Raw genomic sequence first — 13,222 nt, 5'->3', positions numbered from 1 at the left:
AGCCCGGTGTGGGTGCGCGGGGCCCGCGCGGGGCTGGTGCGGCCCGCGGGGTGTGCAGGCCCGCGGGGCGTGCGGGAGCCGCGCCAGCGTGCGGGAGCGGTGCCAGGGTGCCGGTGTGCGGTGGCGCGGTGTGCGGGGTGTGCAGGCCCGCGGGGCGTGCTCGGGTGCGTGTCTCAAACGTTCACGTCCGGGCGCCGCATTTCGTGCACAACTGAGACACGGATGCGGTGGGTCGGGGCGCGAAGGCGACGCGTGTCTCGGTTGTGCACGTCCGGGCGCCGCATTTCGTGCACAAGTGAGACACGGACACCTCGGTGTCTCAAACGTTCACGTCCGGCGGACGTGTGGAGTGCATGAGTGAGACACGGATGCGGGGTTCGGTGCGCGGGGGTGGTGCGTGTCTCAAACGTTCACGTCAATGTGCGCGGAATCGTGCACAAGTGAGACACGGATGCGGCAAGTGGCGCGGTCGGCGGAAGCCGCGCGGAGAGCCCCGGGAGGCACCCGCCATCGCGCGAGGTTCAGGCGAGGCCGGCGAGCACCCGGCGCACGATGCGCTCGCTCTGCGCGGCGACGTGCGCGAGGATCCGCTCGCCCTTCTCCGCGGTCGAGGGGCGCGGGTCGCCGAAGACCCCGGACGGCGACAGCGGCGCGAGCGGCATCTGCCGCAGGCCGAAGTCCGCAGGCAGCGTGGGGTAGGACGCCTCGTACCGATCCGGGTGGACGAGTGCGGGCGCCACCGCCAGCACCATCGATGTCTCGAGCTCGTCGGCGTGGCAGAGGCCCGGCGCCGCCCACGGCGACTCCTTCACCGCATCCCCGATCTCCGTCAGCCCGGGGTAGTCGAGCACCACGACCGGCATCCGCTGACCGGTCGCGGCGGCGCGCTCGGCCGCCCGGTGCAGGGGCAGGCGGTTGCCGTAGTCGCCGTTGACGACCACGAGCAGCGCGTAGCCGGCGCGATCGAGCGATGCGGCGATGTCCGTGCACAGGGAGGTGACCGTGTCGGCGCCGATCGAGACCGTGCCCGGCAGCGCGTCGTTGCTCCAGGTGTTGCCATACGCGACGGAGGGGAGCAGCGCCGCATCCAGACTCTCGGCGAGGCGGCGGGCGACCGCATCCGCCTGCAGCGTGTCGGTCGACAGGGGCAGATGCGGACCGTGCTGCTCGAGCGCGCCGAAGGGGAGCACCGCGACGCGCGGCCCCGCGGCGAGGAAGTCCGCGACCTCGGTCCACGTGGCGTTCGCCAGCTCGATCATGTGATCAGCGCAGGGATGCGGCGACGTCGCGCAGCGCGTCGGCCGAGCGGCGGAGCAGCCCCAGCTCGTTCGGGCTGAACGCGGTCTCGGGGATCGGGACGGCGCCAGATGCGCTCACGATCGAGGGCACGGAGAGCGCGACGCCGTCGATGCCGTGGTAGCCGTGCAGCACGGTCGACACCGGCATGACCGCGTGCTCGTCCTGCAGGATCGCCTCCACGATGCGGGCGCTCGACAGGCCGATCGCGTAGTTGGTGGCGCCCTTGCCCTGGATCACCTTGTAGGCGGCGTCGCGTACGTCGACGGCGATCTCGTCGAGCTCGTCCACCGTCACTCGGTCGTGCGTCGGCGTCTGCCAGTCGAGGATCGGCACGGTGCCGATGGAAGCGCTCGACCACAGCGGGAACTCGGTGTCGCCGTGCTCGCCGATGATGTAGGCGTGCACGCTCGAGGGTGAGACGCCGGCGCGCTGCGCGAGCTTCCAGCGCAGACGCGAGGTGTCGAGCACGGTGCCGGAGGCGAAGATGCGCTCGACGGGCAGGCCCGTGGCCTCCTGCGCGAGCACGGTGAGCACGTCGCAGGGGTTCGTCACGATCACGTAGATCGCGTTGGGGGCGACCTCGAGCAGCTGCGGCATCATCGACTTGATGATGTTGGCGTTCGTGCCCGCGAGCTCGATGCGCGTCTGACCGGGGCGCTGCTTGGCGCCGGCGGTGATGACGACGACGTGCGAGCCCTCGACGACCGACAGGTCGCTGCCGCCGATGATGTCGCTCGTGCCGGTGAACTGCGTGCCGTGAGCGAGATCGAGCACCTCGGCCTCGGCCTTCTCCGTCGCGATGTCGTAGAGGGCGACGTGGCGTGCGGAGCCGCGGATGAGGGCGGCGTACGCGACGCTGGAGCCGACGCTGCCAGCGCCGACGACGGTGAGCTTCGAGTTCTCGATCGCAGACATGACCCCAGTCTGGCAGGCCCGACGGCCGACGCGCGCGGGTGTGTTCGCCCGGAGAAAACCCGGCGCGTCGAGGTGGCGGCCGCATCCGGTGCTCATCATGTTCCGATGAGTTCACCCGCATCCGCCCACGGGGTGCCGCGGGGGTCGTACCCTGATCGGCGGAGGACGGATGCGGCATTCGTCCGGACGGGACGGGCCCATGGAATTCGGCATCCACATCGCGGACTTCACCTGGAAGAGCGGTCCCGCCCAGTTGGGCCCCGCGCTCGCCGCGCACGTGCGCAACGCGGAGGCCGCCGGCATCCAGCGCATCACCGTCATGGACCACTTCTGGCAGCTGCCGGGCATCGGCCCGGTCGAGCACGAGATGCTCGAGGCGTACGCCACCCTCGGCTTCATCGCCGCGCACACCGAGAAGGCGCTGCTGCACACGCTCGTCACGGGCGTCATCTACCGGCATCCGTCCCTGCTCGCCAAGCAGATCAGCACGCTCAACGTCCTTTCGGGCGGCCGGGTCGGGCTGGGAATCGGCGCCGCATGGAACGAAGAGGAGTGCATGGGGCTCGGATTCCCGTTCCCGCCCGTTGCGCAGCGTTTCCGTGAGCTCGAGGAGACGCTCCAGATCTGTCTGCAGATGTGGTCGGACTCCGAGGAGCCCTATGAGGGCGCGATCTGGCAGCTCGAGCGCACGCTCAACTCGCCGCAGAACGTGACCAAGCCGTACCTCATGATCGGCGGCGGGGGAGAGAAGAAGACCCTCAAGCTCGTCGCGCAGTACGCCGACGCGTGCAACCTGTCGGCGATGGCGGAGGTGCCGACCCACAAGCTCGACGTGCTGCGCGCGCACTGCGAAGACGTCGGACGCGACTACGACGAGATCGAGAAGACCGCGATGATCGCGATCAACCCGACCTCGACGCCGGACGAGGTCGCGACGCGCGTCGACGCGCTCTCGGATGCGGGTTTCGCGGCGACCTATGTCTTCGCGGCCGGCATCGACGAGCCGGCTCGCGCGGTCGAGCTCATCGCAGGCGTTGCCGCCCTCGCCCGCTGAACCGCCGGGGCCTGTGCCCCAGGGCCTGTGCCCCAGGGCCTGTGGCCCAGGGTCCGTGACCCAAGGTCGCGTGGCCCCCGCGTCCGTGTCTCACTTATGCACGCAATCGGCTGGCGGAACGTGCATAAGTGAGACACGCAGGGGTGGGGTGCTTGTCCCGCGGAGGTCCGGACGGCTCGCTCGGTAAGGCGCGGCAGTTCCCCGCATCCGTGTCTCACTTATGCAGACAAACGGCTCCGTGAGCGTGAGTAAGTGAGACGCGGAGGTGCGTGTGGGATGCGGAATCGTGCTGATTGGCGGCTCGGCCCGGCGTGACGTAAGCTGGTCGGCGGTGACGTGTCCGAGCGGCCGAAGGTGCAACTCTCGAAAAGTTGTGTAGGGTAACCCCCTACCGTGGGTTCAAATCCCACCGTCACCGCCATGAAAACCCCCGAGGAATCGGGGGTTTTCGCGTGTGGGGGCGGCGTGATCGTCGTCACGGACAGCGAGAGGGGCCAAGAGCGATGAACGCGATCCTCATGGCACTGGTGTGCGTCCTCCTGCTCAATGCCTACGCGGCATTGCTGATCGTGCTCCGCGCGAAGGTGTACGGCGTCCCGCTGTACCGGCCGATGCTCGTCAACATCGGGTTGTCGCTGGCGCCCGTGGCGCTGGCCGTCATCGGACTCATCGGGTTCCTCCTCGTGACCCCCGCGGCGCTCGGCCTGGGAGCCATATCGGCAGCCCTGCCGGTCACCGCCGTCTGGATCTACCTCGGCATCGCGACACTTGCGTGGCTGGTGTTCTTCCCGAACTCGATCTACCTCATCACCGAACTCAACTTCAGTCACCGCCGCGAACACACCCCCGTCCCGCTCTGGTACGACATCGTGCACACTCTCACGCTCACCGGATCCGGGCTCGCCAACGCGGTGCTCAGCCTCGCGCTCATCCAGTTCGGCCTCATCGTCGTCATCGCTGATCCCGCAGCCGGGTCCGGGCCGCCCGCGTGGAGCTGGATCTTCGCTGCGGCCGCGATCCTGCTCGGCTCCGTCGGCGTCTACCTCGGGCGCTATCTGCGACTGAACAGCTGGGACGTCCGTCATCCCGCGACCCTCATCCGCAAGCTCCGTGAACATTTCGCCGCCCGCGGCAAGGCACTGGAGGGGGTGGCGTTCGTCGCAACCCACACCGTTCTCGTCGCGCTTGTCTACGTGCCGATCTTCGGCCTCGCCTACAACGCGATCCTGAGCTAGTCGTGGGTTCAGCTCCCATCGTCATCGATCCGCGTTGAGGGCGTGTCAGCCGCCCGGTCCGGACGGCTGGATGGGGGCGCCGTCGCCGTTGTCGGGCAGATCGCCGCGCTCCACCGGGGTCGGTGGCGTTCTCGGGGTGTCGGAGAACATTCGGTCGAGTTCCGTCGACGAGGGCACATGAACCGCCTTCGCGGCCGCGTCGATCTCGTCCGCCGTGGCCCCGGCCGACCCGACGATGAGCACCCACGCGCCGTCGCGCACCGCGATGTCCTCGTGAGCGCCGTTGCGCTCTCGGTGCCAGATACCGTCCTGCTCGGTGCAGGTGACGGGAGTCTCGGTGTCGTCCCACATCGGCAGTGTCGCGCAGGTCTCGGCGGTTATGTCGCCTCGCTGCGTGCGCAGGGAGATCATCGCTCCAGACCCGTCGCGCATCCAGGTCGCCGACATGCCCTCGTCGTTCCACACGCCGACCGACTGCGGAGCGAGGGTGTAACCCGTCACCTCGGTCGTGAAGACGAGATCGGTTGAGATGCCGGCCGCGCCGACTCGCTCGGCGATCTCGTCGGCGCTCGCCGGACCGCCGCCCGACGAGGCGCACCCGGCGGCGACCACGGTCACAAGGGCGAGCAGGACGCCGAGGAGGGGGCGGGAGGCGCGCATGACGGCATCATGACGCAGATCGCGCCGAGCGGCAAAGACCGTGACGCACGGGACGATCCGCCCGCATCCGGCGCGACGTCGGGAATCGTCGAGCTTCGCGTCGGGCGACCCGATTTGACCTGGAGCGCGCTCCAGGTGGTTCGCTGCGTACCCATGGACACTCTCAGCAACGGATTCGCCCTCGGAGCGATGTGGTTCGGCACTCGGCTCTCGGAGGAGACGTCGTTCGCGCTGCTCGATCGCTTCGTCTCGCGCGGCGGACGCTGGCTCGACACATCCGACAACTACGCCTTCTGGGCCTCGCCGTCCGGCCGGGGTGGGGCGAGCGAGACGGTGCTGGGCGAATGGCTCCGCCGTCATCCGGGCGTACGGGACGACGTGTCGATCTCGACGAAGGTCGGCGCGAACCCGATACAGCCCGGCGCCGGGGCGGCGTTCCTGGAGGGGCTCGCCCCCGGCGCCATCGCCCAGGCGGTCGCGGGATCGATGGAGCGGCTCGGCGTCGAGACGATCGACCTGCTGTGGGCGCACGTCGAAGACCGCACGGTTCCGCTCGAGGATCAGGTCGAGGCGTTCGGGGCGCTCGTCGCAGACGGGAGGGTCAGGCGGCTGGGTGCGTCCAACCACGCGATGTGGCGCATCGAGAGAGCGCGCGCGGCGGCACGGGCGCGCAACATCGAGCCCTTCCGCTTCGTGCAGTTGCGGCACAGCTACCTCCAGCCGATTCCGTTCGCACCGCTTCCGGACTGGGGCCACGTGGTCGCATCCCCCGAAGCGATCGACTACGTCGCATCCGAGGAGCTCGGGATGTGGGCCTACACGACCTTGCTCGGCGGGGCGTTCGCGCGAGGGGAGCGACTGCAGGAGGCGTATCGGCATCTCGATACGGAGCGTCGCCTCGCCGCACTGGACCGGGTCGCACGGCGGTGGGATGCGACGCGGAACCAAGTCGTGCTGTCATGGTTGCTCGAGGGCTCACCCGCGGTGACCCCGATCATCGGAGTTTCGGGCCTCGCTCAGCTGGATGAGGCGATGGATGCCCTCCAGCTTCACGTGGATGCCGAAGATCGCGCCGAACTCGACGGAAAGCAGGACGCATGACCCGGACGTTCACGATGGGCGAGACCACCGCAGCGACGGGCCTCACCGCGGACACGCTCCGCTACTACGAGGACGAGAGCATCATCGGGCCGTTCGCCCGGGATCACCGCAACCACCGGGTGTTCAGCGACAAGGACATCGCCTGGATCCACGTCGTGACGTGCATGAAGGATGCGGGGCTCGGCATCGACGAACTGCGCACCTTCGCCGATCTGCTGCACGGCACGCATGCCGCCCCCGACCCCGTCGGCTTCCTGCGCGAGCGGCGAGCGGCCTTGGAAGAGCGCCGGCAGGTGCTCGCCCGCGCGATCGCGGTGATGGACGAGAAGATCGCGCACTTCGCGCGCACCGGCACCGAGGAGGATGAACGGTGATCGACGCCCTGACCCTGCCCGCATCCCTCGTCGTACGCGACGCCGGCGTGGTGGTGAGGCGAGCGGCACTGACGGATCTCGACGCGATCATCCGTCTGCTCGCCGACGACGCGATCAGCGCCAGCCGCGGCGACGTGGCGAGCGAGGAGGACGTCGCCGCGTACGCGTCTGCGCTCGAGCGGATCATCCTGGACCCGAGCAATGAGCTCGTGGTCGTGGAGGATGCGGCGGGAACCGTCGTCGGCACGTTGCAGCTGACAATCATCCCCGGGATGGCTCGACGAGGGAGCGACCGGCTGCTCGTCGAGGCCGTCCGTGTGGCGAGTGCGGAGCGCTCAGCCGGCATCGGAAGTGCGTTGATGCGCTGGGTCGTGGATGACGCCGCGATCGAGCTTCGCACTCCGCTCGTGCAGCTCACCTCGGATGCGGCCCGGGTCGATGCTCACCGGTTCTACCGCAGGCTCGGCTTCGTCGACTCGCACGTCGGGTTCAAGCTCGCTGTCGTGCTGCCGGATTCGCCCTGACGACGGGCGCCGCGTCGGGCCTGTGAATGACGCCCGCGGCCGGATCCGTGTTCTCCCTATGCTGTGGCTCGCCGATATCCCGCGCCCGAACGGAGAACACTCATGCCCGATCACGCTGTCCTCGCCGCATCCCTGACGACGCCGGAGGCGTTTCTCGCGCTCACCGATGAGGGTGGTGTCTTCGGCGTGAAGAAGTCGGCGAAGGCCGCGCTCGACATCTGGAACCAGGCCGACGCGCGCTACGTCGGCGTCTACCGGGGCTTCCACGCACCCGGCGGCAAGGGGACCGGGTTCGTCATCCGCACCTACTGGGATCCTGCGCGCGTGAGCCCCGACCTCGATGCCGTCGAGCTCGCGATCCAGACGGCGCTGCCGGTTGCCCTCACTCAGGCTGACGAGAAGGTGACCTGGAAGGCGCGCAACAACAAGCAGGCGAGCTTCTTCGCCTGGCGCATCTCGCAGCAGCAGGCGCTGTCGCTGTGGTTCCAGGAGAGGTTCGGGATCAGCGCGTGTGCCACGCAGCTGTTCGACCGCGCCGACATTCACCAGGATGTCGCCGTGGTCGCCACCTCCGGTGGTGTCGACAACCTCTGGTCGTTCACCTCGAAGGGCTGATCGCGTGCCGGAGGCTCCGGCACGAGGGCGGCCCGTGCGGCGAGCGCTGAGGTCCGTCCTCGGTGCCGTGGCGACCCTCTGCGGCATCGTCGCGATCATGTTCCTCGCCACCGACGCGTCCGCGGGCGGGGCCGTGCGCGCTGCGGTCGTCGCCTTCGCGATCCTGTGCGTCTTCGTTCCGTCGACCGTCGGAGCGGCCTCGCTCTGGCTGCGCGCCCGCAACCGGCGGCAGGAGTCGGATGCGGGCGCCGCTCCTCTCTCGGATCGGGCGGTGCGGGCGCAGCAGCTCCTCGGCAGAGCAGCCGTCCGCCTGGCTCCCGACGGGCGCGCTGAGACTCCGGCGCGAGGCGTCTTGGGTGATGTGTTCCGGATCGCGGAATCCACCGTCCGAGATCTTCCGCCCGACGAGTTGCTCGGCTTCCTGTGGGTGGCGCGGCCGTCGCAGCCCGACGGCTTCCCGGCATCCGCGGAATTCGCCGGATTGCCCGAGCGCGTGCAGGACATGATCGTGCTGCTCGACCTGCGCCGCGAGGTGCAACTGCGAGGCGCCGATGCTGCGCTTCGTGCGACGTCCGGCATCTACCACCACGACCGCGCTCGCACCCTGGCGGCGGCACGACGGACCGGCAGCGCGACGCTGCTGGCACAGATCGAGACCCTTCAACCCGGCACGCACGAGTTGCTCGCCGCGCTGGACGACCCCGCGACATGGGAGCTGCTGCTGCGGGCCGACTCTTGACGTGATCGTTCGCCCTTTGCGAGTGTGTGCGCCATGAGTCTCTTCCTCACCTGCCCGGTCGAAGACGTCGAGCGTGCGACCGCGTTCTACTCCGCTCTTGGATGGACCCTGAATGCGGAGATGTCGAACGACGACGTGTCGTGCTTCGTGATCGCGCCCGATCAGTACGTCATGCTCGGCAGCCGCGAGATGTACGCCAGTGTGGGGGGAACCGAGGATCTCATCGGTGGGCCGGAGACACCCTCGAAGATCACGGTGTCGTTCGACCTCGACAGCCGTGAAGCGGTCGACGACCTCGTCGAGCGGGCTCGCGCCGCGGGCGGCCGGATCGGCGACACCGACGATTACCCGTTCATGTACCAACGACAGTTCGACGATCCCGACGGCTACCACTACTCGCCGTTCTGGATGAAGCCCGAAGCGCCGAACTGAGGACCTCCTGGTCGAACGCCGAATGGTCTGAGCTAACGCAGCGCTTCGAGCACGCGCATCGCGTCGCCGGTCCCGTCCTCTGCCGCCATCGTCGCCGCGACCGTCGCGACACGAGGCCGATAGGGCGCGATCGCGTCCAGCGCGTCACCGAGTCGCTGCGCGGACAACGCGCGCGGTCGGATGGGGGCTGGTGCCAATCCCGCACATCGAAGACGTTCGGCCCAGAACGGCTGATCGGCGATGAACGGGACGATGATCGACGGCGTTCCCGCCAGCATCGTCGCCTGGACGGTCCCGATTCCCCCGTGATGGATGGCGGCGTCCGCTCTCGGGAGTACCGCGTCGTGAGGCACACCGCTCATCTCGAGCACGTCGGGTCCTCGCAGCCTTACGGGAACGTCGATCCCGCCCAGACCCGTCGCGATGAGCACGCGCGCACCGCGCGCCCGCGCCGCCGCCACGATCGCTTCCCCGCGCCCCGACGCGCCGGAAATGCTCATCGAGCCGAAGCCGGCGTACAAGAAAGGACCCTCTGAAATGAATCGTTCCACTCGCGCATCCAGCGTCGGGCGCCGATCCTGACGGCGCCACGGGCCCGTCAGGTGCACTGATTCGGGCCAGTCCACGGGGCGAGCGAGGAGGGCGGGGCTCACGGGCATCAGTGTTGCTGCCGGGGGCGGAGCGCCGGACGCGCCGCCGAGTAGGCTGCGCGCTTCAGCGATCTCCTGACGGAACATGCCAGACGCCGCTCGTCCTGCGCTATAGGTCCACCGGTTCAACGGCCCGAGGTCTCGCGTCGCTGTTCCCGCCGCGGGGAAGGCTCGTGTTGCGGTCAGCGTCGGCGCTGTCTCGACGACGACGTGAGGCACGCCGAGTGCTCCGGCGGCGTCCGGTGCCGAGAGAACCTTGGGGTGGGCGACGACGATGTCGGGTTGAAACTCTGCCGCCGCGCGGGCCGCTCCGACGATGACATTGCGCATGAGCGGCCTCACGACTGATCTGAAGCTGCGCAGAGCGCGCATCGGAGAGACACCCTGTGATTCGACTACGCGGCTGAAATCCGCGCCGAGCGAGACGATATCGATGCCCGCGGCCGCCTCTGCCATTTCGGGAACGGCGAGACGGACTTGGTGCCCGGCGGCGAACGCCCGTTCGGCTAGCGCGACGAACGGCTCGACATCGCCCCGGGACCCCGCGGTGGCCAAGAACATCCGCATGATCAGAGGTACTGCTCGCGGGCGGCCTGGGCGATGTCCTGGGTGCTGATGTCCTCCCAGCGCAGGACGACGACACCGTGGGTTCCCGCCGGATCGGCGGAACGGAGTCGGATGCGGTTGATCAGCAGGTTCGCCCGCGGGCACTCCGAGGCGTCCAGCACGGTCAGTTCGATGTCGCGACCGCTGACGCGCTCGAGCTCCGCGTGAGCACGGGTGGCGACCGCCGAGGCGAGCCGGTCGAAGAACGGGGGCAGCTCCGCATCCGCGACGACGATGACGACGATATGACGCACGCGGGGGTGATGACGCGCGGCGCGCACCGCCTCGAACACGTGGTCGTGGAGCGCCCTCTTGACCATCGCTCTCGTCGGCCGTGACGGCAGGGCCGCGAACTGCGCGATCGCGCGCGGATCGGCGCGCGCTGCTTCGCCCAGGTCCTCGACGGTGACGAAGTCCGGTTCGGCGTCGAGCAGGGGCGTGGTCGGGGCGTCTCCGAGTACCAGGATGCGGTCGGTCATGGCGTGCTCTCTGTTGCGGGGAACGGTCGACGACCGTTGCCGACCAGACTTCCCGGCTCACCGATTGCGAGGGCGACTCTACTCGTCACTGCCGCGCTTCGTGTGCACCGGCTGCTCGTAGACATCGGGCACGTCGTTCGCGTCCATATCGATCTGCTCCTGCCGAGCGAGCTGGGCATAACGTCGGTTCCGAGCAATCAGTACGGACGCGGCGAGCACAGACGCGAGCACCGAGGCCACCATGATGGCGATCTTGGCGTCGGCGTTGTGGGGGGAGCCGTCGGCGAAGCTGAGCTCGGCGATGAGCAGCGAGACGGTGAAGCCGATGCCGGCCAGGAGCCCGACGCCGAGCAGATCGATCCAGCGGAGGGCAGGGTTCAGTCGCACACGGGTGACGAGGGTCAGCAGACGAACGCCCAGGAGGATCCCCAAGGGCTTACCGAGCACCAGCCCCGCGGCGACTCCGATCGTCACCGGGTCGGTGACAGCACGCACGAGACCCTCCCCGCCGCCCACAGCCACGCCCGCGGCGAAGAAAGCGAAGACGGGAACGGCGAAGCCGGCCGACAGCGGCCGGAAGCGATGTTCGAAGGCCTCAGCGAGATCGCTCGCGTCGCCCGCACCGCGTCGGGATGCGCGAACCGGAATCGTGAACGCCAGCGCCACGCCCGCGATCGTGGCGTGCACCCCCGACGCGTGCAGGAACGCCCAGGCCACGAACCCGATCGGCAGCAGAATGAGCCACGCGGCCGAGGGATGCCGAGCGAAGAACGCGCGGCCGCGCTGCGCGATGACACCGTAGACCACGACCAGCGCCGCGAACACGACCAGGGGGACCACCTGGATGTCGCTCGTGTAGAACACGGCGATGATCCCGATCGCGATGAGGTCATCCACCACGGCGAGCGTCAGAAGGAAGATCCGCAGGGGCCCCGGCAGATGAGAGCCCACGAGCGCGAGGATGGCCACCGCGAACGCGATGTCGGTGGCGGTCGGAATCGCCCAGCCCTCCAGGAGCGACGGCTGCGTCCAGACGATGCCCACGTAGATGAGCGCCGGGACGACGACGCCGCCCACGGCGGCGGTGATCGGCACGATGGCGGTGCTGAAACGCCTCAGGTCGCCGGCGACGATCTCCCGCTTCAGCTCCAGGCCCACCATGAAGAAGAAGATCGCGAGCAGGCCGTCGGCGGCCCACGCGCCGACACTGAGCTCGAGATGCCACGGCTCGTACCCGAACCGGAAGTCGCGCAGGGCGAAGTAAGTCTCGGATGCGGGGGAGTTCGCCCAGATGATGGCGGCCGCTGCGGCGAGCACCAGCAGTGCGCCCCCCACCGCCTCTTTTCGCAGCAGGCGGGTCACGCGCTGGACTTCGGCAGCCCCCGGCCAGCGGGGTGCACGGATCGGCGGCTCGGGCGACATGAGGCTCCTCGGGGGTCGTTCGACAGAAGTGTCGACCAGACTTCCCGACGCGCCGTCAACAATTCTACGGGACTGCGACGCCGACTCTTCGCGGCTCGTGTTTCGGGTTTTCCGCGCCCGGTGCTGCGGCTTCCCCCATGTTCGACGGCGCTGCAGCTCTCCTAGCGTCGACGCGTGACCCCTCGACCCCCTGCATCCGCAGATTCCCGACGCCCCCGCATCCTCCCCTTCGTCGCCGCATTCGCCGTCATCGTGATGGGCGCGGTCACGGTCGCCACGCTGCCCGTGTTCGCCGGCGCCGACCCGACGTACCTGACGTGGTCGACGCCGATGCTGCAGTGGATGCCGTTCGCCGCCGTCCTGATCCTGCACGGCATCCACCGCAGACGCCACCGCTCGGCGATCGTTCCCACCGGACATTCCTGGACCATGGCATCCGCGACGGCCGTGGGGCTGCGCGGCAGAGGACCCGCCATCATCCGCACGTCGCTGCTCGCGTTCGCCGCCCTCGTGGTGGTCTGCGTCGTGCCGGTCGTCGTCGCGGGCGCCGCAGGGCTCATCGGACTCCGGTGGGCGGACGGCGCCGCTCTCGCCGTCCTGTTGACGCTGCCCGTCTCGCTGATCTTCATGATTCCCGTTGCGGGGGAGGAGCTGGCCTGGCGTGGATACCTCACCACGCTGCTCGCCCCGAAGGGCTTCGCGTTCACCACGGCTCTGATCGCGGCGCTGTGGGCGCTCTGGCATCTTCCCCTCACGCTCGCGTACGCCTCTGCCGGCGAGCTCGAGGGACGGGACGTCGTGTCGAAGACTGTCGATCTGCTCCTCGCCGCCGTTCTGGTGAGTGCGCTGCGCTATCTGTCGGGCAGCGTCTGGCCGGCGGTGTTCGCGCATGCGCTGTTCAACAATCTCTTCCAGATGGTGCAGTACAACTTCATGGCGCCGCTCTCAGAGGCGAGCAGCGCGGGCTACTGGTCTTACATGGCACTCTCCTGGACAGCGTGGATCGTGGTCGATGCGCTCCTGGTCGCCCTGGTGATGCGCAGGACGCGTGGGGCCCTTCCAGGATGACGACATCGCCCCATAGGCGCTCCACCTCCCAGCGTCAAGGCACTGAGAG

General features: G+C 69.0%; 15 protein-coding genes, 1 tRNA gene and 1 pseudogene. 10 read left to right on the top strand and 7 right to left on the bottom strand.

Going from position 1 to position 13,222, the window contains the following annotated elements:
* Positions 1 to 521 precede the first annotated feature (521 nt).
* Positions 522 to 1,259 (bottom strand): creatininase family protein, encoded by a 738-nt coding sequence (locus SK224_RS03135; protein ID WP_320433336.1) that lies wholly within the window; start codon positions 1,257 to 1,259, stop codon positions 522 to 524.
* A gap of 4 nt (positions 1,260 to 1,263) precedes the next feature.
* Positions 1,264 to 2,214 carry an L-lactate dehydrogenase gene (locus SK224_RS03130; RefSeq protein ID WP_137418207.1) on the bottom strand — a complete coding sequence of 317 codons (951 nt, stop codon included), beginning with the start codon at positions 2,212 to 2,214 and terminating at the stop codon, positions 1,264 to 1,266.
* Positions 2,215 to 2,413: 199 nt separating this feature from the next.
* On the opposite strand from SK224_RS03130, the gene SK224_RS03125 reads away from it, so the two are divergent.
* The 3 genes from SK224_RS03125 to SK224_RS03115 all read left to right on the top strand — a co-directional run bounded on the left by SK224_RS03125 (position 2,414) and on the right by SK224_RS03115 (position 4,503).
* Positions 2,414 to 3,268 carry an LLM class F420-dependent oxidoreductase gene (locus SK224_RS03125; protein WP_320433335.1) on the top strand — a complete coding sequence of 285 codons (855 nt, stop codon included), beginning with the start codon at positions 2,414 to 2,416 and terminating at the stop codon, positions 3,266 to 3,268.
* Between the two features lie 330 nt (positions 3,269 to 3,598).
* Positions 3,599 to 3,689 (top strand) — tRNA-Ser (locus SK224_RS03120).
* Between the two features lie 82 nt (positions 3,690 to 3,771).
* On the top strand, positions 3,772 to 4,503 hold the full coding sequence (locus SK224_RS03115) for a DUF1361 domain-containing protein (RefSeq protein ID WP_320433334.1): 732 nt from the start codon (positions 3,772 to 3,774) through the stop codon (positions 4,501 to 4,503).
* Between the two features lie 45 nt (positions 4,504 to 4,548).
* On the opposite strand, the gene SK224_RS03110 is transcribed toward SK224_RS03115, so the two are convergent.
* A complete protein-coding gene (locus tag SK224_RS03110; protein ID WP_320433333.1) occupies positions 4,549 to 5,163 on the bottom strand; it encodes a hypothetical protein in 615 nt (204 codons plus the stop codon).
* A 153-nt stretch (positions 5,164 to 5,316) separates the two neighbouring features.
* Between SK224_RS03110 and SK224_RS03105 the strand changes: the two genes are divergently transcribed.
* The 6 genes from SK224_RS03105 (at position 5,317) to SK224_RS03080 (ending at position 8,948) form a co-directional block, all read left to right on the top strand.
* Positions 5,317 to 6,264, top strand: a complete 948-nt coding sequence (locus SK224_RS03105) for an aldo/keto reductase (RefSeq protein ID WP_320433332.1) — start codon at positions 5,317 to 5,319, stop codon at positions 6,262 to 6,264.
* Positions 6,261 to 6,638, top strand: a complete 378-nt coding sequence (locus tag SK224_RS03100; RefSeq protein ID WP_320433331.1) for a MerR family transcriptional regulator — start codon at positions 6,261 to 6,263, stop codon at positions 6,636 to 6,638. The genes SK224_RS03105 and SK224_RS03100 overlap by 4 nt, the downstream gene beginning before the upstream one ends.
* Complete coding sequence (locus tag SK224_RS03095; RefSeq protein ID WP_320433330.1) at positions 6,635 to 7,162, top strand: GNAT family N-acetyltransferase; 528 nt, start codon at positions 6,635 to 6,637, stop codon at positions 7,160 to 7,162. Before SK224_RS03100 ends, SK224_RS03095 begins: the two co-directional genes overlap by 4 nt.
* Before the next feature lie 102 nt (positions 7,163 to 7,264).
* Entirely contained in the window at positions 7,265 to 7,777 is a 513-nt protein-coding gene (locus tag SK224_RS03090) for a hypothetical protein (RefSeq protein WP_320433329.1), read from the top strand.
* Between the two features lie 34 nt (positions 7,778 to 7,811).
* Positions 7,812 to 8,516 carry a hypothetical protein gene (locus tag SK224_RS03085; protein WP_320433328.1) on the top strand — a complete coding sequence of 235 codons (705 nt, stop codon included), beginning with the start codon at positions 7,812 to 7,814 and terminating at the stop codon, positions 8,514 to 8,516.
* A 33-nt stretch (positions 8,517 to 8,549) separates the two neighbouring features.
* Positions 8,550 to 8,948, top strand: a complete 399-nt coding sequence (locus SK224_RS03080; RefSeq protein ID WP_320433327.1) for a VOC family protein — start codon at positions 8,550 to 8,552, stop codon at positions 8,946 to 8,948.
* A gap of 32 nt (positions 8,949 to 8,980) precedes the next feature.
* On the opposite strand, the gene SK224_RS03075 is transcribed toward SK224_RS03080, so the two are convergent.
* From SK224_RS03075 to nhaA, 4 genes and pseudogenes are all read right to left on the bottom strand, one after another.
* On the bottom strand, positions 8,981 to 9,601 hold the full coding sequence (locus tag SK224_RS03075; protein ID WP_320433326.1) for a glycosyltransferase: 621 nt from the start codon (positions 9,599 to 9,601) through the stop codon (positions 8,981 to 8,983).
* Between the two features lie 252 nt (positions 9,602 to 9,853).
* Positions 9,854 to 10,159: pseudogene (locus SK224_RS16765) on the bottom strand (glycosyltransferase); the annotation flags it as partial.
* Between the two features lie 8 nt (positions 10,160 to 10,167).
* Positions 10,168 to 10,683, bottom strand: a complete 516-nt coding sequence (locus SK224_RS03070; RefSeq protein ID WP_320433325.1) for a hypothetical protein — start codon at positions 10,681 to 10,683, stop codon at positions 10,168 to 10,170.
* A 78-nt stretch (positions 10,684 to 10,761) separates the two neighbouring features.
* Complete coding sequence (gene nhaA / locus SK224_RS03065; protein ID WP_320433324.1) at positions 10,762 to 12,105, bottom strand: Na+/H+ antiporter NhaA; 1,344 nt, start codon at positions 12,103 to 12,105, stop codon at positions 10,762 to 10,764.
* 174 nt (positions 12,106 to 12,279) lie between these two features.
* On the opposite strand from nhaA, the gene SK224_RS03060 reads away from it, so the two are divergent.
* A complete protein-coding gene (locus tag SK224_RS03060) occupies positions 12,280 to 13,173 on the top strand; it encodes a CPBP family intramembrane glutamic endopeptidase (protein WP_320433323.1) in 894 nt (297 codons plus the stop codon).
* The last annotated feature ends 49 nt before the right edge of the window (positions 13,174 to 13,222 follow it).

It is taken from the genome of Microbacterium sp. BG28 (assembly GCF_034044005.1).
GTDB lineage: Bacteria > Actinomycetota > Actinomycetes > Actinomycetales > Microbacteriaceae > Microbacterium.
Note: the sequence above shows the minus strand (reverse complement) of the source record. Positions and strands in the feature narration are given on the sequence as shown.

What these genes read in the sequence shown, in the direction of transcription:
- SK224_RS03080 (WP_320433327.1), top strand. Translation starts at nt 8,550, where the DNA reads ATGAGTCTCTTCCTCACCTGCCCGGTCGAAGACGTCGAGCGTGCGACC.
- SK224_RS03105 (WP_320433332.1), top strand. Translation starts at nt 5,317, where the DNA reads ATGGACACTCTCAGCAACGGATTCGCCCTCGGAGCGATGTGGTTCGGC.
- SK224_RS03090 (WP_320433329.1), top strand. Translation starts at nt 7,265, where the DNA reads ATGCCCGATCACGCTGTCCTCGCCGCATCCCTGACGACGCCGGAGGCG.
- SK224_RS03135 (WP_320433336.1), bottom strand. Translation starts at nt 1,259, where the DNA reads ATGATCGAGCTGGCGAACGCCACGTGGACCGAGGTCGCGGACTTCCTC.
- nhaA (WP_320433324.1), bottom strand. Translation starts at nt 12,105, where the DNA reads ATGTCGCCCGAGCCGCCGATCCGTGCACCCCGCTGGCCGGGGGCTGCC.
- SK224_RS03125 (WP_320433335.1), top strand. Translation starts at nt 2,414, where the DNA reads ATGGAATTCGGCATCCACATCGCGGACTTCACCTGGAAGAGCGGTCCC.
- SK224_RS03070 (WP_320433325.1), bottom strand. Translation starts at nt 10,683, where the DNA reads ATGACCGACCGCATCCTGGTACTCGGAGACGCCCCGACCACGCCCCTG.
- SK224_RS03115 (WP_320433334.1), top strand. Translation starts at nt 3,772, where the DNA reads ATGAACGCGATCCTCATGGCACTGGTGTGCGTCCTCCTGCTCAATGCC.
- SK224_RS03100 (WP_320433331.1), top strand. Translation starts at nt 6,261, where the DNA reads ATGACCCGGACGTTCACGATGGGCGAGACCACCGCAGCGACGGGCCTC.
- SK224_RS03110 (WP_320433333.1), bottom strand. Translation starts at nt 5,163, where the DNA reads ATGCGCGCCTCCCGCCCCCTCCTCGGCGTCCTGCTCGCCCTTGTGACC.
- SK224_RS03130 (WP_137418207.1), bottom strand. Translation starts at nt 2,214, where the DNA reads ATGTCTGCGATCGAGAACTCGAAGCTCACCGTCGTCGGCGCTGGCAGC.